Annotated in this window: 13 protein-coding genes; 1 reads left to right on the top strand and 12 read right to left on the bottom strand. The window is 71.6% G+C overall.

Annotated features, from left to right (window positions below):
• The 7 genes from FCH28_RS28770 to FCH28_RS28740 all read right to left on the bottom strand — a co-directional run bounded on the left by FCH28_RS28770 (window position 1) and on the right by FCH28_RS28740 (window position 8,117).
• Window positions 1–576: a Uma2 family endonuclease gene (locus tag FCH28_RS28770; RefSeq protein ID WP_136743076.1), complete on the bottom strand. Its 576-nt coding sequence runs from the start codon at window positions 574–576 to the stop codon at window positions 1–3.
• A 92-nt stretch (window positions 577–668) separates the two neighbouring features.
• A complete protein-coding gene (locus tag FCH28_RS28765; protein WP_246103301.1) occupies window positions 669–3,074 on the bottom strand; it encodes an FtsX-like permease family protein in 2,406 nt (801 codons plus the stop codon).
• A 9-nt stretch (window positions 3,075–3,083) separates the two neighbouring features.
• On the bottom strand, window positions 3,084–5,510 hold the full coding sequence (locus tag FCH28_RS28760) for an ABC transporter permease (RefSeq protein WP_136743075.1): 2,427 nt from the start codon (window positions 5,508–5,510) through the stop codon (window positions 3,084–3,086).
• On the bottom strand, window positions 5,507–6,196 hold the full coding sequence (locus tag FCH28_RS28755) for an ABC transporter ATP-binding protein (RefSeq protein ID WP_136743074.1): 690 nt from the start codon (window positions 6,194–6,196) through the stop codon (window positions 5,507–5,509). Before FCH28_RS28755 ends, FCH28_RS28760 begins: the two co-directional genes overlap by 4 nt.
• Window positions 6,193–6,717: a PadR family transcriptional regulator gene (locus FCH28_RS28750; RefSeq protein ID WP_136743073.1), complete on the bottom strand. Its 525-nt coding sequence runs from the start codon at window positions 6,715–6,717 to the stop codon at window positions 6,193–6,195. Before FCH28_RS28750 ends, FCH28_RS28755 begins: the two co-directional genes overlap by 4 nt.
• 141 nt (window positions 6,718–6,858) lie before the next feature.
• Window positions 6,859–7,149: a type II toxin-antitoxin system antitoxin gene (locus FCH28_RS28745; protein ID WP_136743072.1), complete on the bottom strand. Its 291-nt coding sequence runs from the start codon at window positions 7,147–7,149 to the stop codon at window positions 6,859–6,861.
• Entirely contained in the window at window positions 7,146–8,117 is a 972-nt protein-coding gene (locus FCH28_RS28740; RefSeq protein ID WP_136743071.1) for an SPFH domain-containing protein, read from the bottom strand. The genes FCH28_RS28745 and FCH28_RS28740 overlap by 4 nt, the downstream gene beginning before the upstream one ends.
• A gap of 277 nt (window positions 8,118–8,394) precedes the next feature.
• On the opposite strand from FCH28_RS28740, the gene FCH28_RS28735 reads away from it, so the two are divergent.
• A complete protein-coding gene (locus FCH28_RS28735; protein WP_136743070.1) occupies window positions 8,395–10,701 on the top strand; it encodes a transglycosylase domain-containing protein in 2,307 nt (768 codons plus the stop codon).
• Between the two features lie 65 nt (window positions 10,702–10,766).
• Here FCH28_RS28735 and FCH28_RS28730 read toward each other — a convergent pair whose 3' ends face one another.
• From FCH28_RS28730 to FCH28_RS28710, 5 genes are all read right to left on the bottom strand, one after another.
• Window positions 10,767–12,230 carry a catalase gene (locus tag FCH28_RS28730; protein ID WP_136743069.1) on the bottom strand — a complete coding sequence of 488 codons (1,464 nt, stop codon included), beginning with the start codon at window positions 12,228–12,230 and terminating at the stop codon, window positions 10,767–10,769.
• 192 nt (window positions 12,231–12,422) lie between these two features.
• A complete protein-coding gene (locus FCH28_RS28725; protein ID WP_136743068.1) occupies window positions 12,423–14,984 on the bottom strand; it encodes a SpoIIE family protein phosphatase in 2,562 nt (853 codons plus the stop codon).
• An 87-nt stretch (window positions 14,985–15,071) separates the two neighbouring features.
• Complete coding sequence (locus tag FCH28_RS28720) at window positions 15,072–15,755, bottom strand: class I SAM-dependent DNA methyltransferase (RefSeq protein ID WP_136743067.1); 684 nt, start codon at window positions 15,753–15,755, stop codon at window positions 15,072–15,074.
• Window positions 15,756–15,997: 242 nt separating this feature from the next.
• Window positions 15,998–16,723 (bottom strand): cytidylyl-2-hydroxypropylphosphonate hydrolase, encoded by a 726-nt coding sequence (gene fomD, locus FCH28_RS28715; RefSeq protein WP_136743066.1) that lies wholly within the window; start codon window positions 16,721–16,723, stop codon window positions 15,998–16,000.
• A gap of 667 nt (window positions 16,724–17,390) precedes the next feature.
• Window positions 17,391–18,818, bottom strand: a complete 1,428-nt coding sequence (locus tag FCH28_RS28710) for a class II fumarate hydratase (protein WP_136743173.1) — start codon at window positions 18,816–18,818, stop codon at window positions 17,391–17,393.
• Window positions 18,819–18,881: the final 63 nt, after the last annotated feature.

Genomic DNA, 18,881 nt, shown 5'->3' with positions numbered 1-18,881 from the left:
TCAGTTACGGGCGGCATCGAGGAGCGCCTTGACGTCCAGGGTCACCTTCGCGCCGATGGACTCGGGCAGGGTGATCCGCTCGCCGGGGGAGTGGACGCGGTGGTCTCCGTATGCGTCGCCGGATGGATCGGTGAGGACGTGGATGCGGTCGTCCCGCCGGTTCAGGATCACGTAGACCGGGATCTTGGCCTGGGCGTACGCGGCCACCTTTGACCTCAGCTCATTGCCGTAGTTGTTCGCGGTCACCTCCAGGACCAAGCGGAAGATCGCCGGGTCGTAGCAGTTGAACTCGATCATGTGGTCGTCGAAGGGTTCGATGACGGAGAGATCGGGGATGGCGAAGTCGGAGGGGCCGCCGGGCAGCCAGACGGCTACCTTCTGGAGGACTTCCGTCGATTCGTTGTCCAGGCCCGCGTCCATGAAGAGAAGCGTCAGGTCGGTCAGTACGCTCTGGTGAGGCCCGTCCGGGAGCGGAGTCACGCAGATCTCTCCCCCGATCACCTCGAACCGGGCGCCGGGCACCCGGTCCATGAGCCAGTCGACCTGGTCGAGCAGGGTGGGCTTGCGGGCGGGCATGCGGTGCCTCCTGACGTCGGTGTCAGGGCATCGTCACAGGACGTGACACACGTCCGCTCCCCGTACGACCACGTTCACCCATTCGTGGGCCGTCACTCCGTGCGAAGCCCCTCCGGCCGCATCAGGCGCCACAGAAGCGGCAGCGACAGGGCCGTCACGCCCATGATCACGACGGCCGCCGTGCCCGTGAGGGTCAGGATCGTGGGCCAGTCCGGCAGCAGGGGGCGGTCGACCATGTGGAGGAGGAGGGTTCCCAGGCCCAGGCCGCAGCCGACGGCCAGGGTGAGGCCGAGGGCGACCGGGATGGTGGTCTGCCAGAGGACGGAGAGGCCGAGGACGGTGCGCGGGGTGCCGAGGGCGTCGAGTGCGGACAACAGGCGGGCGCGTTCCTGGAGTTGTTCCAGGGTGGTGATCAGCAGGCCGGCGCCGATCAGCAGCAGGACGGCGACCGCGCCGGCGGCCAGGGCGCGGCGCGGGGTGGCGAGGCCCTCGGCGGTGTCGGAGTCGTCGAAGGCGAACAGTTGGGCGCGGATGTCGGCCTGTGCGGCGATGTTGCGGAGGTGCTCGACGGCGTCCGGGCGGTCCGGGGCGAGCCGCAGCATGACGTCCACGGAGGAGTCGTGGAGGTGGGTGGCGTCCAGCGCCTTGGGGGTGGCGAGCAGGCCGTTCGCGCCGAGGCCCGGCGGAAGCTCCCGGCGCGGGACGGTGTGCCGGGCGGTGGCCGGGACCGTCCAGGTGGCGGGCCGGTGGCCGGCCTCCTCGCTGCCAAGCGGGTCGAGCACCAGCCGTTCGCCGGGGCGCGGCGCCCGCAGGCCGTCCGTGGAGTCCTTGACGAGGAAGACGTCGCCGTCGGAGCAGTCGGTGAGGCGGGCCAGTACACGCAGGGCGGCGCAGTCGGCGACGGTCACCGGGTAGGGATCGGGGTCGTCGTCCTGGCCGTAGCCGTGTGCCACGGCCCGCTGGTGCCGGGCGGAGTCCGCATAGCCGGAGATCAGGCCGTGTGCCGCGCGGACGCCCTCGGCCGCGCCCAGGCGGGCCTCCATCCGGTGGGCGCGGGCGGCGGGCGCGGTGGCTTCCCAGGCGTTGGCCACGGCCCACCGGGGGGAGCCCTGGGGCGTACCGGAGAGCCCGCCCGCCGCGCCGGACAGCAGCACCTGTACGGCGATGGCGCCGGCCACCGCCACGGTGATCCCGCTGATCGAGCGGCTGGCCGTACCACTCGTCAACTGGAGCCGCCGTACGGCCAGATGCCAGGACTGGCCGCCGCGGCGGCCGAGGCTGCCGCGGCCCAGCCAGGTCACCACGGCGTCCAGCAGCCACGGCAGGAACGCCGCGACGCCCAGGAGGAGCAGGGACACACCGACGATCACCTGGGCGCCGGCCGCGTCGCCGGACCGCAGCCCGCCGATCACCTGCGGCAGCAGCAGCGCCACCCCGGTGGCCGGCAGCAGCGGCCGCCACCACAGCCGGCGGCGCAGCGGCGGCGCCTTGCGGGTGACACCCAGCGGTTCCACGGTGACCCGCCGCATGGTGAACAGCGCGATGCCGACCGCGCAGACCGGGAGGGCCAGGGCGATGACGGCGGTCAGTGCCGGGTCCGGTACCAGGTCGGACGGGAAGGCGCCGAGGTCGAACAGGGTGAGGGAGCAGAGCGGGATACGGGCGGCGAGGAAGATCGCGGTGCCGGTGAGCAGGCCGAGCAGGGAGCCGGCCAGCGCCTCGCCGGCGGCGATTCGGCGGGTGGTGGCCCGGTCGGCGCCCACCAGCCGCAGTGCGGCGAGCCGCAGATCGCGGCGCTCCCCGCCGAGGCGGACCGCCGTCGCGACGAAGACGGCGACCGGCACCAGCAGCGCCACACAGCCCACCAGGATCGCCAGGACCACCAGGGGCTCCAGCTCGAAGGGGCTGTCGGGGGCGCCGAATTCGGTGACCCGTTCGACGTCGCCCGCGGAATGCCGTAGCGCGTCGCTGCCCTGGTAGTAGAGGAGTTCGCCGGGGTAGGTCAGTCCCTCGTCCCCGATGCGGGCGGTGATCCGCAGATGCGGGAAGCGTTCCTTGAGGAGCGCGCCGTCCGGGGAGGCCAGCAGGTCGGCGAGGGCGGGCGAGACGGCCAGCTCGCCGGGGCCCGGCACCCGGGACAGGCCCGGCGGCACGGGGGCGTGCGGGCCCTCCGCCCGCACCACCCGGCCGCTCACCGTCCGGTCGCGGTACCCGCTGTCCACCGAGGCGACCAGCAGCGTGCGGTCGGTGGGCCGGGAGTCCTCCCCTTCGGACACGATCGTGCGTGCGTCGCTGCGGTGCTTGGCGGCGGTCACGGCGTTCGGCAGCGCGGCCGCGAGCAGCAGCACGGCGACGCCCAGGCCGACGCCGAGCGCCGTCAGCGCGGTGCGGAGCCAGCCGCGGCGGCCGCCGGTGACGGCGAATCGCGCGCCCATGGCGAGGTCGCGGCAGAAGCGGACGGCGGGCCGCCCCCGGGGGTCCGGCATCGGTGTGCTCACGTCTCCCCGTCACTCCGTCCGCAGGCCGTCGGGCCGCATCATGCGCCACAGCGGCGGCAGGCTCAGCGCCGTGACGAAAAGGATCACGCCGCCGCCGATGGCGGTCATCCCCGCCACCACCGGCCAGTCCACCGTAACCGGCGTGTCGATCATGGTCAGCAGCAGCGACCCCAGGCCCAGCCCGCAGCCCACCGCGAGGCCCAGGCCCAGGACGACCGGCACGGCGGTCTGCCAGAGGACCGACCAGCCGAGCGTGGCGCGGCGGGTGCCGTGGGCGTCGAGGGTGGACAGCAGCCGGCGGCGCTCGTGGAGCTGCTCGACGGTGGAGATGATCAGGCCGGCGCCGATCAGCAGCAGGGTGACGACGGCGCCGGTGAACAGGCCGTCGCGGACGCTGCCGAGCTGCTGGTCATGCGGATTGTCGACGGCGGAGAACTCGTTCATCGTCGGGTTGATGTGCGCCGCGGTGTTGCGGAGGTGCTCCACGGCGTCCGGGGTGTCCCGGTCGAAGTCGACCTGGAACTCCACATCGGGGTCCTTGAGGCGGGCGATGTCCAGCACCGACGGCGTGAGCAGCAGGTCGTACGAGAAGAGGCCGGGGCCGTGTCCGGGGGCGCGCAGCGCGGTGGCGCGGGCCGCCTCCGGGATCTTCCAGGGGCGGGGGGTCGCCCGGTCGTCCGTGCCGACCCGGGGGTTGAGGTCGATGGTCGCGCCGGCGCGGACGGGGGAGTCGGGGTCGCGGGCGTCGGTGACGAAGACGTCGCCGTCCCGGCAGGATGTGATCCGGGCCAGGGTGCGCAGCTCGGCGCAGCTGCCGACGGCGACCGTGGCATGGGTGTCGTGGGACGGGGCGTTGCCCGGGCCCGTGAGCCGGCCGATGTTCGCGTCGATCGTGCCGCGGGCCGCGGTCACCCCGGGGGTGGCGCGCAGCGCGGTGAGCGCCTTCTGGGTCCGCGGCCAGCTGTCGGCGCCGCCCCACAGGCCGATCCGCGGGACCTTGCCGGACTCCGCGTACGCCTGGGCGTAGCCGGCCTGCATCCCCGTCAGCAGCATGTGGATGGCGATGGCGCCGGCCACCGCGATGGTGATGCCGCCGACCGCGCGGGTGGCCGAACCGCTGCTCAACTGGAGGCGGCGGATGGCCAGTTGCCAGGGGACCGGGCCGCCGCGCAGCCGCCGTACGACCGCGTCGACCAGCCAGGGCAGCAGTGCCGTGACGCCGAACAGCAGCAGCATGGAGCCGGCCGCGAGCCGGAGGGTGTTGGGTGCGGTGTCGGTCCAGGGCCGTTCCCCGGCCAGCGGAAGCAGCAGCAGGGTGCCCACCGCGGGCAGCGCCACCCGCCACCACAGGCGGCGGCGGATCGCCGGCCGGCCGCGGACGATGCCCAGCGGCTCGACGGTGACGCCGCGCTGGGCGAACAGCGTCACCAGCACCGCCGCGGCCGGCACGAGGACGGCGATCAGTGCCGCGGCGAGCGGGCCCGGTGTCACGTCCGAGGGGAAGACATTGATGCCCCAGAGCGTGATCACCGACGCGAGCTGCCGCCCGCCCAGGAACAGCGCGGCACCTCCGGCCAGCCCCAGCAGCGACCCGAACAGCGTCTCCCCGGAGGCGATCCGGCGGGTGGTGGGCACATCGGAGCCGACCAGCCGGAGCGCGGCCAGACGGCGCTCGCGGCGCTCGTTGCCGAAGCGTACGGACGTCCCGATGAAGACCATCACCGGCATCATCAGCGCCACACACGTCATGATCACCAGGAGTACGGCGGGCGCCCGCATCGGCGTCGGGTCCCAGCTCCTGCCGAAGTGGTCGATGCGGTAGGCGTCGGCCTCGCGCAGGGTGGCGCTCTGTGCGAAGTAGGTGAGCTCCGCCGGGCCGAGGAGTCCCGCGTCGCCGATGACACCGGCGACCTCGTAGTCCAGCCGGTCGCGCAGCAGCGCACCGGCGGGGGAGTCCAGCAGCTCCTTGAGGGCGGGCGAGACCAGCATCCGTCCGGGGCCCGGGAGTCGGCGGACGCCGGGCGGCAGGGGCGGCCGCGCGCCGTCGGGGCGCACCAGACGGCCGCGGACCTGCGCACCGCGGTAGGTGGTGTCGACCGAGGTGTGGAGCAGGGTGTCGTCGGCGGGCTTCGGGTCGTGTTCCTGACCGAGGTTCTCGCGTGCCTTCTCCCGGCCGTGCCAGGCGTCCATCAGGGAGGGGACGGAGGCGCCGAGGAGCAGCACCGCCACCCCGAGGGCGACGCCCGCCGCCGTCAGGGCGGTACGGATCCAGCCCGCGCGTCCGCCGCCCGCCGCGAACCGCATCCCCATCGCGAGATCACGGGCCCAGGTGCGCGGTCCGGTGCGCGGGACGGCGGGCGGTTCCCGGTGCGCGGGCCCGGTGGGCCCGCCCGCACCGCCGTCCCGCCCGCCGGCGGGCGAGCGGAGCGGGCTCATATCAAGCCCGCCAGCATGTCCTTCACTCTGCCGTCGCGGACGACGATCTCGCGGTCGGAGTAGGCGGCGACCCGGGACTCATGGGTGACCAGGACGACGGCGGCGCTGGTGTCGCGGGCCGCGTCGGTCAGCAGGGTCAGCACCCGCTCGCCATTGAGGGAGTCCAGGGCGCCGGTCGGCTCGTCGGCGAAGATGACGCGCGGCCGGGTGGCGAGGGCGCGGGCGACCGCGACCCGCTGGCCCTGGCCGCCGGAGATCTCACCGGGCCGCTGGCCGCCGACGGTGTCGACCTCCAGGCGCTCCAGCCACTCGCGGGCCTGCCGCTCCGCCTCCTTGCGCTTGGTGCCGTTCAGCCGCAGCGGCAGTGCGACGTTCTCCAGGCAGGTCAACTCCGGTACCAGCTGGCCGAATTGGAAGACGAAGCCGAAGTCGGTACGGCGCAGGGCGCTGCGCTGGGCGTCGTTCAGTCCGGTGAGCAGGTGCGGGCCGTAGCGGACGGTGCCGGAGTCCGGGCGGATGATCCCGGCGAGGCAGTGCAGCAGCGTGGACTTGCCGGAGCCGGAGGGGCCCATGACGGCGACCACCTCTCCGGGGTGGATGGAGAAGTCCGCGCCGTCCAGCGCGGGCGTCGCCCCGTACTTCTTGTGCAGCCCCTCGGCCGACAGCAGGGATCCCTCCGGCGTCATGCGCGGACCGTCTCGCCCAGCCGGTCCAGGCGTGCGGAGGTCAGCTCCAGCCAGCGCAGATCGGCCTCCAGGTGGAACAGCGCGTGGTCGCAGATCAGCTGGTCGGCGAGGTCGCCGCCGCGCTTGCGCTCGGTCAGTCCGCGCATCAGCCGCAGATGCTCGGTGCGCTGGGTGTCCAGCAGCTCGGCGGCGTCGCGGCCGGTCAGCAGCGCGAGGACGACCTTGGTGTAGAGCGTCGACTGGAGGTAGGGCTCGGGCTTCTCGGGACGGGCGAGCCACTGGGTGACATCGGTGATGCCGGCGCTGGTGATCGCGTACCGCTTGCGTTCCGGGCCCGCGCCGGCCTCCACGGCGTCCACCTCGACCAGGCCGTTCTTCAGCAGCCGGGACATGGTGGAGTAGACCTGCCCGTAGTGCAGCGGACGGTCCTGGCCGAAGTGTGCGTCGAAGGCCCGCTTGAGGTCGTAGCCATGGCGGGGGCCGGACTCCAGGAGGCCCAGCAGCGTATGACCGATTGACATGCCGACCACCTTACTCGTGGGTGTATCGCAGGTGTATACGCACGCTGTATACGCGCCAGGGGGGCGCGCAGTACCTGTATGCCCACGCGACACAGCGCACAAGGGCGCACCCAATGGCGCCCGGTGGTGCGCGGCACCGGCTCAGTCGTCCCCAGGTGGCTCGGGCGGGGGCTCGGGCCGCTCCTTGGGCGGCCGGCCCCGCCGGGGGATCGCCCCCGCGCCCCGGGGTAGCCGCCCCGCCTCCGACAGTGCCTTGCGGAGCAGGAACTCGATCTGCGCGTTGGCGCTGCGCAGTTCGTCGTTGGCCCAGCGGGAGAGCGCGTCATGGATCAACGGGTCCAGCCGCAGCAGCACCTGCTTGCGCTGCTGCGGCTTTCGCGCGGGGGCCCGCCCGCCTTCGGCGCCGGGCCCCTCGGGAGTGCGGGGACTCACTGGTACAGGGAGCCGGTGTTCAGGACGGGCTGGGCGGCCCGGTCGCCGCACAGCACCACCATCAGATTGCTCACCATGGCCGCCTTGCGCTCCTCGTCCAGCTCGACGATGCCCTGCTCGTTGATCCGCTCCAGTGCCGACTCGACCATGCCGACCGCGCCCTCGACGATCTGCTGGCGGGCCGCGACGACCGCGCCGGCCTGCTGCCGCTGGAGCATCGCGGAGGCGATCTCGGGGGCGTAGGCGAGGTGGCTGAAGCGGGTCTCGATGATCTGGACGCCGGCGGCCTGCACCCGGGCGGTCAGTTCGAGGGCGAGCTTCTCGGTGATCTCCTCGGCGTTGCCGCGCAGCGACAGGGCGTTCTCGTCGTGTGCGTCGTAGGGGTACTCGATCGCGATATGCCGGACGGCCGCCTCGGCCTGGGTGGCGACGAACTCCAGGAAGTCGTCCACCTCGAAGAGCGCGCGGGCGGTGTCGTCGACCTTCCACACCGCGATCGCGGCGAGCTCGATCGGGTTGCCGTAGGCGTCGTTGACCTTCAGCACCGCGGTCTCGTGGTTGCGGACCCGGGTGGAGATCTTCCGGGCGCTGGTCAGCGGGTTGACCCAGCGCAGGCCGTCGGTACGGAGGGTGCCGACGTACCGCCCGAACAGCTGGAGCACCCGGGCCTCGCCGGGCGCGACCATCTTCACGCCGCCCATGCAGAAGAACGAGGTGAGCAGCAGCAGGACGCCGAGGATCACCAGCGGTACGCCGACCGCGTTGTTGCCGCCCGAGCCGACGACGCCGCCGACGATGATCAGGCCGATGCTGAGGAAGACGCCGAGCCAGGTCAGCAGCAGTGCGAGGCCGCCGGGGATGCTGTGTGCCGTGTTCTCGCGGACCTGCGGCTCCGGCATCGCGGGGGCGTCGACGGCGAGCTCGTCGGCTGGATCGGCGGTGAGGTCGGCCGCTATCGGGTCGGACATGGGGTCCCCGTTTCTCGTGCGCGGTGGCGTGCGTGATGTCCACCGCATTGTGTGATGTCGCTGGTCTAGCAAACTGATAGCAGATTAAGGGTCGGGCCCCCGGCTGTCCAGTGCGAACGCGGGCCGACGGTTTACCCCCGGTCCCCGGTTGCCCCCAGGTCGGGTGCTGTTTGTCACGTCGGGAAAAGCCTTGATCGATGAGTATTTGTTGACAGATGCGGTGTTAGCTTCGACAGCTGAGTTTTCTGGGGGCGGAACGACTGGAGTTGCTGAAGCGATGGGCCGAGCGGACGCGAGACGGGCGCGACAGGGGAGCGCTCGCCGAGCCAAACCGAAACAGCAGAAGAGCGTCATACGCCGCCTCTTCACCTGGAAGAAGATCCTCGGGACGTTCCTCGGCGTCATCCTGCTGGGCATGCTCGGCTTCATCGGCCTCTACCTGTACGTCGACGTCCCCGAGGACGGCAACGAGCAGGCCACCAAGCAGGGCAACGTCTACAAGTACGCCGACGGCAAGGTCCTGGCCCGGGCCGGCGTCAACCGCGAGAACGTCCCGCTCAGCCGAATACCGCGGAAGGTCCAGTTCACCTTCGTCGCCGCCGAGAACAAGACCTTCTTCGAGGACTCCGGCGTCGACCTCAAGGGCACCTTCCGCGGCATCCTCAACACCCTCATGGGCGAGGGCAAGCAGGGCGGCTCGACGATCACCCAGCAGTACGTCAAGAACTACTACCTGAGCCAGGAGCAGACGGTCTCCCGCAAGCTCCAGGAGATCGTGATCTCCCTCAAGGTGGACAACAAGTTCTCCAAGGAAGACATCCTCGCCGGCTACATCAACACCAGCTACTACGGCCGCGGCGCGTACGGCATCCAGGCCGCCGCCCAGGCGTACTACGGCGTGGACGTCGAGAAGCTCTCCGTCTCGCAGGGCGCCTATCTCGCCTCGCTGCTCCAGGCGCCGAGCCAGTACGACTACTCCAGCGCGACCGAGGCCGGCAGGAAGCGGGTCAAGGAGCGCTGGGCGTACACCCTCGACAACATGGTCGAGATGCACAAGATCTCCCCGGAGGAGCGCCGGAAGCAGGTCTTCGACAAGCCGCAGGACCCCAAGGCGGCGCCGGGCGTCACCGGCCAGGCCAGCTACCTCGTCGACATGGCCAAGAAGGAACTCTTCGCCCAGGGCGTCGACGAGAAGAAGTTCGCGCTCGGCGGCTGGACCGTCACCCTCGGCATCCAGAAGGACAAGCAGCAGGAGCTGGAAAAGGCCGTCAAGCGCAAGCTCACCGACGAACTCAAGCCCAAGAGCCGCAAGGTCGACGCGGACGCCCAGCTCGGCGCGACGTCGGTGGATCCCAAGACCGGCCACATCGTGGCGATGTACGGCGGCGCGGGCTGGCCGAAGCACTACACGAACAACGCGACGCGCTCCGACTACCAGCCCGCCTCCACCTTCAAGCCGCTGATCCTCGCGGCCGCGATGGAGAACGACGCGAAGACCCAGGACAACCTGCCGATCAACCCGAACACGATCTACGACGGCCGTAACCGCCGCCCGGTCGTCGGCGGCACCATCCCCTTCGCGCCGCCCAACGAGGACGAGGAGCAGTACGGGAAGATCAGCGTCCAGACGGCGACCAACAACTCCGTCAACGCCGTCTTCGCGCAGATGGGCCAGGACGTCGGCCTGGACGAGGTCAAGAAGACCGCGGTCAGGCTGGGCATGGACGGCGACAAGATGGACGTCAAGCCGGCCATGACCCTGGGCACCATGGGCGCCAGCCCGCTCCAGATGGCGGGCGCCTACGCCACGCTCGACAACCACGGCAGGAAGGTCACCCCGACCCTCGTCACCAAGGCCGTGCACAACACCAACGGCGTCGACGAGGCACAGCAGCTGAAGGACCCCATCGGCGACCAGGTCCTCAGCCGCAGGACCGCCGACACCCTCACCTCCGTGCTCACCGGTGTGGTCAACGACGGCACCGCCTCGGAGGCCGTGAAGAACACCGACTACAAGGCGGCGGGCAAGACCGGCACCTCCGACGACAACAAGTCGGCCTGGTTCGTGGGCTACACGCCCAAGCTGGTCACCGCGGTCGGCATGTTCGGCGAGGCCGCCGAGACCAACGGCAAGGTCCGGGCGGGCTCCCAGGTCACGCTGAAGGGCACCGGTGGCGGCGGCCGCGTCAACGGCGGCGGCTACCCGGCCAGGGTGTGGGCGGACTACACGGCGGCCGCGCTCGGCGGCGACACCGGCGCCGACTTCGACCTCGACGCCGAACTCGGCGCGGGCGTGACCCCCACGCCCACCCCGACCCCGACCACACCGGCCACACCGACCCCGACGCCCACCCCGACGGGCCCCAGCGGTACGCCGACGCCCACCCCGACCGGGCCGACCGGCACACCGTCGGGCACCCCGACCGGCCCGCCGACGGGCACGCCCACCACGCCGCCCACCGGCTGGCCGACGGACGGCGGCACCACGGACGGCGGTACGGCCGACGGCGGCACCACCGACGGGGGCACCACCGACGGCCGCGGCGGCGGCAACGGCGGCAAGACCCTGTCCAGCTTCGGGTAGCTCCCTCAACCCCATGCAGCACGGCCCCCGCCTCGCAGCGGGGGCCGTGCTGTTGCCGCGGCCGGTCAGCCGCCGTTGACCTCGGCGGCGATCCCGTCGCCCACGGTCTTGTCGATGTTGCGCCAGTACTGGAGGGCGCGCTCCAGCACCGGGCGGCTCACCCCGTTCCTGAGGTGCCCGGCGACATTGCCCACCAGCCGGTCGCGGGCCGCGTCGTCGAGGACCTCGCGGACCATCGTGCCCGGCTGCCCCCAGTCGTCGTCCTCGCGGTGCAGCGAGTAGGCGTTGCGCACCATCTCGCCACTGGTCTCCCAGCCGGAGGCCGGATCGAACCGCGCGGGGTCGGCGGCCGGCCCGCCGTAGGAGTTCGGCGCGTACGGCCTGCCCGTCCGGGCCGGGTCGAAGCGCATCGAGCCGTCCTTGGCGTACGAGTGCACCGGGACGTGCGGCCGGTTGGGCGGCAGCTGCGCGTAGTTCGGGCCGATGCGGTACCGGTGGGTGTCCGGGTAGGAGAAGATCCGGCCGAGCAGCATCTTGTCGGGCGAGACGCTCACGCCCGGGATCAGATTGCTGGGCTCGAACGCGGCCTGCTCGATGTGGATGAAGTAGTCGTCCGGGTTCCGGTTGAGGGTCATCCGGCCGACCTCGATCAGCGGATAGTCGCCGTGCGGCCACACCTTGGTCAGGTCGAACGGGTTGAAGCGGTAGTCGGGGGCGTCCGCGAACGGCATGACCTGCACATACAGCGTCCACGAGGGAGGGTTGCCGCCCTCGATCGCCTCGTACAGATCACGCCGGTGCACATCGGCGTCCACCCCGGCGAGCCGGTCGGCCTCCTCCTGGGTGAGGAAGTCGACGCCCTGGTCCGTCTTGAAGTGGTACTTGACCCAGAACCGCTGGCCGCTCTCGTTGATCCACATGTAGGTGTGGGAGCCGTAGCCGTTCATGTGGCGGTACGTCTTGGGGATACCGCGGTCGCCCATCAGCCAGGTGACCATGTGCGCGGACTCCGGGGACAGCGTCCAGAAGTCCCACTGCATGTCGTTGTCGCGCAGGCCGCTGTCCGGCCGCCGCTTCTGGGAGCGGATGAAGTCCTGGAACTTGATCGTGTCGCGGACGAAGAAGATCGGCGTGTTGTTGCCGACCAGGTCGTAGTTGCCGACCTCCGTGTAGAACTTGAGCGCGAAGCCGCGCGGGTCGCGCCAGGTGTCGGGGCTGCCCTGTTCACCGGCCACCGTGGAGAAGCGGGCCAGCATGTCGGTCTGCTTGCCGGGCTGGAAGAGGACCGCCTTGGTGAACTGGCTGACGTCGTTGGTGACTTCGAACGTGCCGTACGCGCCCGCTCCCTTGGCGTGCACCACCCGCTCGGGGACCCGCTCGCGGTTGAACTGGGCCATCTTCTCGATCAGGTAATGGTCGTGCAGCAGGATCGGGCCGTCGCGCCCTACGGTGAGCGAGTGCTCGTCGCTCTCCGCCGGGACCCCGGCGTTGTTCGTGGTGCGCGGGACGTCGCGAGCGGTGCTGGTCATGGAGGACTGCCTCCCCTTCGACGAGGATGGGACGGTGAGGGCTGTAGATCCCTTCGGTTCACTTTTGTCCCACTCCAGAGTCAACGCCCCCGACGGCATGTCGGCAAGAGTTGGACCCCGTCCGATCCCAGACGGGGTCCAATATGTGGAACGGTGCTGCGGCGGGCCAGGCCATGATCCACCGGACAGGCCCTAGCCGCGCCCCGCCCCCGACGGCATCGACAGCTCGAACCAGACGACCTTCCCCATGCTCAGCCGGGTCGCACCCCAGCGCCGTGCCATCCGGTTGACCAGATACAGCCCCCGCCCGCCCTCGTCCGACGGCCTGGCCTGCCGCAGCCGCGGCAGCTGCGGAACATCGTCGCCGACCTCGCAGCGCAGTACGTCCGTACGCAGCAGCCGCAGCGTCACCGGCCGCTCCGCATACCGCACCGCATTGGTCACCACCTCGCTGACCAGCAGCTCCACCTGATCGGTCAGCTCCTCCAGACCCCAGCGCGCCAGCGCCCGACGGGCCAGCCGGCGCGCCTGCCCCGCCGTCTGCGCCTTCGGATCCAGATACCAGTACGCGACATCGCTCGGCGCGATCCCGTCGAACCGGGCCGCCAGCAGCGCGATGTCGTCATCGCGGTCGCCGGGCCCCAGCATGTCCAGCACCTCGTCGCACAGCGGCTCCAGCGGCGGCGGATTGGGACCCGTCAGCCGGGCCGTCTCCGTCAGCCGCTCCCGCAGCTGCTCGATGCCCGTCCACACGTCCCGGATCCGCGACTCCACCAGACCGTCGGTGTAGAGCACGAGGGTGGCGCCCGCCGGGGCGTCCAGCTCCACCGCCTCGAAGTCCACCCCGCCGACCCCGATCGGCGCGCCCGACGGCACCCGCAGCACCTCCGCACGGCCGCCGCGGTGCAGCATCACGGGCGGCGGATGCCCGGCGTTGGCGATGGTGATCCGGTGCGCGACCGGGTCGTAGACCGCGTACAGGCAGGTCGCCATCCGGTCCGTGCCCAGCCGCTGCGCCTGCTCGTCGAGATGGTGCAGCACCTCCTGCGGCGGCAGATCCAGCCCGGCGAGGGTCTGCGCCGTCGTCCGCAGCTGTCCCATGATCGCCGCCGACGTCATCGAGTGCCCCATGACATCGCCGACCACCAGCGCCACCCGGCTGCCCGGCAGCGGGATCGCGTCATACCAGTCGCCGCCCACCCGGGCCGTCTCGGCGGCCGGCAGATAGCGGCTGGCCAGCCGCACCCCGGTGGGCTGCGGCAGCGAGTCCGGCAGCATCGTGCGCTGCAACGCGTCGGCGATATACGCCTCGCGGCCGTAGAGCACCGCCTTGTCCACACCCAGCGCGGTGTGCGTCGCCAACTGCGCCGCCACCAGCAGATCGTCGGGCTCGAAGGCCGGACGGTCCGGGCGGCGCAGGAACACCGCCGCCCCGATCACCCGCCGGCGCCCGCGCAGCGGTGCCAGGACCACCCGGTGGCCGGTGGGCAGCCGGGTGTCGGGACCCAGCAGCTCGGGCAGCGCGGTACGCGCCGCCTGCGCCTCGCCGAACAGCGGCCGCACACCCCGCAGCACCTCCGCCAGCGGGCCGCCGGGCCGCACCTCGGCCAGCTCGGCCGCGCTGCCGCCCATCGCGGGCCCCAGGTCCGGCTGCGCGGGCAGCACCGGCAGCCGGGTGCCGTTGGTGTCCGGCTCCTCCGGGATCCGGTCGGTACGGCGCAGCCGCAGCACCACCGGACCGGTCGGCCGCTCGTCGCCCACCGGCAGCGGGTCGCGCAGATACACCAGGATCGCGTCGGCGAACGTCGGCACCGTCGCCCGGCACAGGCCGAGCACGATCTCGTCCAGATCTATGCCCCGGGCGATCCGCCGGGTCGCCGCGCCGATGAACCGCAGCCGGTCGCCGCTGGCCTGCCGGGCCGCCGCCTCGCCCTCGCCGGTCTGCGGCGGATGCGCGGAACGGGCCGGCGGGGACGGTGGGGACGGAGGGGACGCCTGTGGGGGCACCGGCACTCCGGTGGACCGGCCCGCCTCGGCGCCCTCGCGCGGCCGGCCGATGCCCTCGCCGGGCCGTGCCGTCCCGCCAGGACGTGCGTTCTCGTCGAAGGGCGCCTCGCCCGGCTCCGGGGCCTCCGGGCTGCCGAGCGCGGCCCGTGCCACATACCGCCCCGCGTGCTGAGCGGGCGCCGGCCGTCCGGCGCCCTCGCCGTCCTGCGGGCCGCCGGTCGCCGCCTGGACGCCATGGCCGACCGCCCCGGCCGCACCGTGCTCCCGGCCACGGGCCGGGCCCCCATGGGCCGCCGTCTCGCGCCCGGCGGCGCGGTGGCCCCGGGCCGGCTCGTCACCGTCACGGCCGTCCGGGCCCGCGGCGGCAACGACGGCCGAACCGGCGAACCCGGCAGACCCGGCACCGCCGTACGCGCCTGCGCTCACGCCTCCGCTCGCGCCTCCGGTCACAGCTTGGTCCGCGCCGTCGTACGCCTCGCCATGGGCGCCGTCGGCCGGCCCGCCGGCCGCCCCCGTGTCACGACATACGCCGTCGCCGCCGATACCGGCGTCGTCACCGCCGCGCACGGCGAAGCCGGCCGCGGGCACCGGCGCGAAGCCGGACGCCATGGGCTGGTGCAGGGCGCTGCGCGGGTCGGGGACCGCGCCCAGCGGCGCCGCCCCGGCCGGCCCCCGCGAAGGGGACGCCGAGGACGCGGCGGTCGAGGCCGACCGCCGCGATTCGTGGGAGGTGGGGTGCTCCGTCACGCGTGGGATTCCATCCGTCCGGGGCTGCGCGCCCGACGCGCCGCGTTTCAAGCGCGTCGCCGGTGCGGACGCGCCTGACGCTGCGTCTCAGGCGCGTCGCAGGTGCAGAAAGAGCTGGATTTCGGGTGGTACGTCCGTACTCGCCGGGGCATACGCGAACGAGTCCTCCCCGGTGACGTCGAAACCCGCGTCGTGCACGATCCGGCGCAGGTCGTCCCGCAGGTAACCCGATACCCGGATCGAGTTTCCCAGGAACGGAATGGTGAAGTCGTCAACATCCGCCTCGACCATCGACAGGGCGAGCAGCCCGTCAGGTCGTAGCAGATCATGCAGCATGCCCAGTGCGTAAGGGATTTCCGCACGTGGCAGCATCAGCAGTGAGAAAAAAGCGGCAATTCCGTCGAAGGAGCCGGAGCCGCCGAGCCGGCCGTTCCGCAGATCGGCGATGTCCAGGCGGTGGAATTCCGCGGCGGGGACGTTGTCCCGGGCCAGTTTGATCATCGAGGGGGAGAAATCCACCCCCACCACGCGATGCCCGGCATCGGACAGTTGACGGGCGGTCGGCACACCCGTACCGCACCCGAGGTCCAGCACACGCGAACCGGCCGGCAGCGATTCGGCAAGCCAGGCGCCCGCCGCGAGCTGGCCTTCCTTGTGCGGGAAAGCATCGTCGTAGCGGTCGCCGATCGCGTCGAACGCCTCGGCCTGGCCGGCCCGGTCAAGTGCTAACCGGTTCAGGCCCTCATAACTGTCGTAGCTGGCAGCGCTCACGACCTTGCCCCTCCTGCGACCGCGGTCAAGTTCGGTTTCCCGTTCTGGAGTTGCGCCTGTGCAGTCTTGCGGAGGACGATCCTACGTTTGAAGCCCGGGTGCACAGCAAGGGGGCTCGGGAGTGTCTTGTGGAACGTCCTCCGCCAGACCACGGGAAACACCCTTACCCCAACCCTTGTCCATAGGCGCACCTTTCCACGTTCGCTCCCTTCACTCCCCCCGCTTGGCTTTACTTCACCCGCTCACGACCGCAAATGCCCCGGTGCGTGATCCCAGTCCTCCGGAAGCCGCGGCACCGGCCAGGCGGGATCGGGCCGCCAGTTCTCCCAGCCGTCCGGGAACGGCCGGCCCCACGCCCCGATGTGTGCGATCGCGGCCCGCCCGGCGGAGCGCACCTCGGCGGCCTGCGCGGCCGTCATCAGCCCGTCCCGCTGCGCTTGCGCGAACTCGTCCTCGTCCCGCCACTCCCAGTGCCGGTCCGGATAGACGCAGATATCGAGGAAATGGTCCTGCGAGTCGATACCGCCCGCCCAACGGCGCCGCGGCTCCTCCAAATTGACGTACCAGTTCTTGAACTGCCAGCCCCGCTCCCAGAACAGCCACACCGACCACGGGTCGCCGGGCCGGGCCAGCTTCAGCACCCCCGTACCGAACCACTGGTCACGGGCCGTACGGCGCGGCTTCGTATAGCGGGTGGACAGCGGCTCGCGGTGTACGGGCGTCCCGTCGGCGAGCACCGGCCGGATACAGGGCGTACCCGGCGCCATCCACACCGCGAGCAGCTCGTCAGTGTCCTGGACAACGGTCATGGGGCGACAGATGTGGATTCTTCCGGCATCGGCGTTATCCCGGTAACGCCACAAAATGTGGTCGCCCGGCGCCCAGCGCACCCGCTTCGCGCCCCTGGCCGCCTCACGGGTGCCGCTCGCCGTCTCGCCTTCCGTCGTCTCCACCATGTCCGCTGTCATGCGCAGATCCTAGGGGCGCGGCGTTACACCCGCCGTGACCTGAGCCGCACCGCCGTTCACGAAGCCGTCATTCGCAACCGGGGGGCGATCCCCTTGCGCCCGCCGGACCGGCCGGTCCTTTTGCGTCCGCCGGGCTGGCCGGTCCTTTTGCGTCCGCCGGGTCGGCCGGTCCCTTTGCGTCCGCCGGGCTGGCCGGCCCCTTCGCGCCCGCCGGGTCGGCCGATCCCCTCGCCCCGCCGGGGCGGCCGGCCCCATGCGCGCACCCCGGGGCCGGTCCCCATTGCGCACCCTGAGGCCGAAGCCATTCCCGGATCCCGGGGCCGAAGCCGGTTGCGCACCCCGGCCGATCCCGTTCGCGCACGCCGGGGCCGATCCTCATTGGGCCCCCGGGGCCGAAGCTGTTTGCGCACCCCGAGGCCGAAGGCAATTGCCCACCCTGGGCCGAAGCCGTTGCGTATCCCGGCGGATCCCATTCGCGCACCCCGCGCACCCCGCGCACCCCGCGCACCCCGCGCACCCCGCGCACCCCGCGCACCCCGGGAACGCCGGGAATACTGCCCACCGCCCCCACGTTGTGGCCTGCAAGGGGACCTCGCAACCCCTAAGGGTTTTGTTCGACCAACCCCTAGGGGTCCGACCCCGGGGGTACGCCCCCCGGGATCCCACCCTAGGGATGCGTCATCCGCAACACATCCAGCGCCCGGTCGAGTTCCTCCTCGCTCAGCAGCCCGCGCTCGACATATCCCCCCTCGATGACCACCTGACGAATCGTCTTCCGCTCCGCCAGCGACTTCTTCGCGACCTTCGCCGCCTCCTCGTACCCGAGGTATTTGTTCAGCGGCGTCACCACCGACGGCGAGGACTCCGCGTACTCCCGTGCCCGCTCCGCATTCGCGGTGATCCCGTCGATCGTCCGGTCCGCCAGCAATCGCGAGACATTCGCCAGCAGCCGCACCGATTCCAGTACGTTCCTGGCGATCACCGGCAGCATCACATTCAACTCGAAGTTCCCGGACGCGCCGGCCGCCGCGACCGTGGCGTCATTCCCGGTGACCTGCGCCGCCACCATCAGTACCGCCTCCGGAATCACCGGATTCACTTTCCCCGGCATGATCGACGAACCCGGCTGAAGATCCGGCAGCGCAATCTCGGCAAGCCCGGTCCGCGGCCCGGAAGCCATCCACCGCAGATCATTGGAAATCTTCGTCAGCCCCACCCCAATGGTGCGCAACTGGCCGCTGATCTCCACAATCCCGTCCCGCGCGCCCTGCGCCTCGAAATGGTCGCGGGCCTCCGTGAGCGGCAGCCCCGTAGCCCGCGCCACCTCCTCGATCACCGCCGCCGAAAAACCGGGCGGAGTATTGATTCCGGTGCCCACCGCCGTCCCGCCCAACGGCAGTTCGGCCAGCCGCGGCAACGACGCCCGCAACCGCTCCACGCCGTACCGCACCTGCGCCGCATATCCCCCGAACTCCTGACCCAGCGTCACCGGCGTCGCATCCATCAAATGCGTCCGCCCCGACTTCACCACCTCCGCGAATTCCGCCGCCTTACGCTCCAGAGAGGCCGCGAGATGTTCCAGCGCCGGAATCAGATCACGGGTGACGGCCGCCGTCGCCGCGATGTGGATGGAGGACGGGAAGACATCGTTGGACGACTGACTGGCATTCACATGGTCGTTGGGATGGACGTCCCGCCCCAGCCGCTCGCCCGCCAGCGTCGCGATGACCTCATTCGTATTCATATTCGACGACGTGCCGGATCCCGTCTGGAACACGTCCACCGGGAAGTGCTCGTCCCAGCGCCCCTCGGCCACCTCACCGGCCGCCTCCTGGATCGCCCCCGCCACCTCCGCGTCGAGCACCCCCAGCTCGGCGTTCACCTTGGCCGCCGCGGCCTTGATCCGCGCCAGCGCCTCGATATGCGCCCGCTCCAGCCGCTGCCCCGAGATCGGAAAGTTCTCCACCGCGCGTTGGGTCTGCGCCCGCCACTTCGCGCGCGCGGGGACCCGCACCTCGCCCATGGAGTCGTGCTCGATGCGGAAGGCGGGGGTGTCGCTGGGACCGTGGCTGTCGAAGTCGTTGTTGTCGCTCATATCTGTTTCAGTACCGGACGCCGCGATTCTGTTCCCGAATGCGGGCACTGGCTCACCGAGCGA

The organism is Streptomyces piniterrae, assembly GCF_005048155.1.
GTDB lineage: Bacteria > Actinomycetota > Actinomycetes > Streptomycetales > Streptomycetaceae > Streptomyces > Streptomyces piniterrae.
The sequence above is the reverse complement of the archived record's forward strand: the minus strand, read 5'-3'. Positions and strand labels throughout refer to the sequence as shown.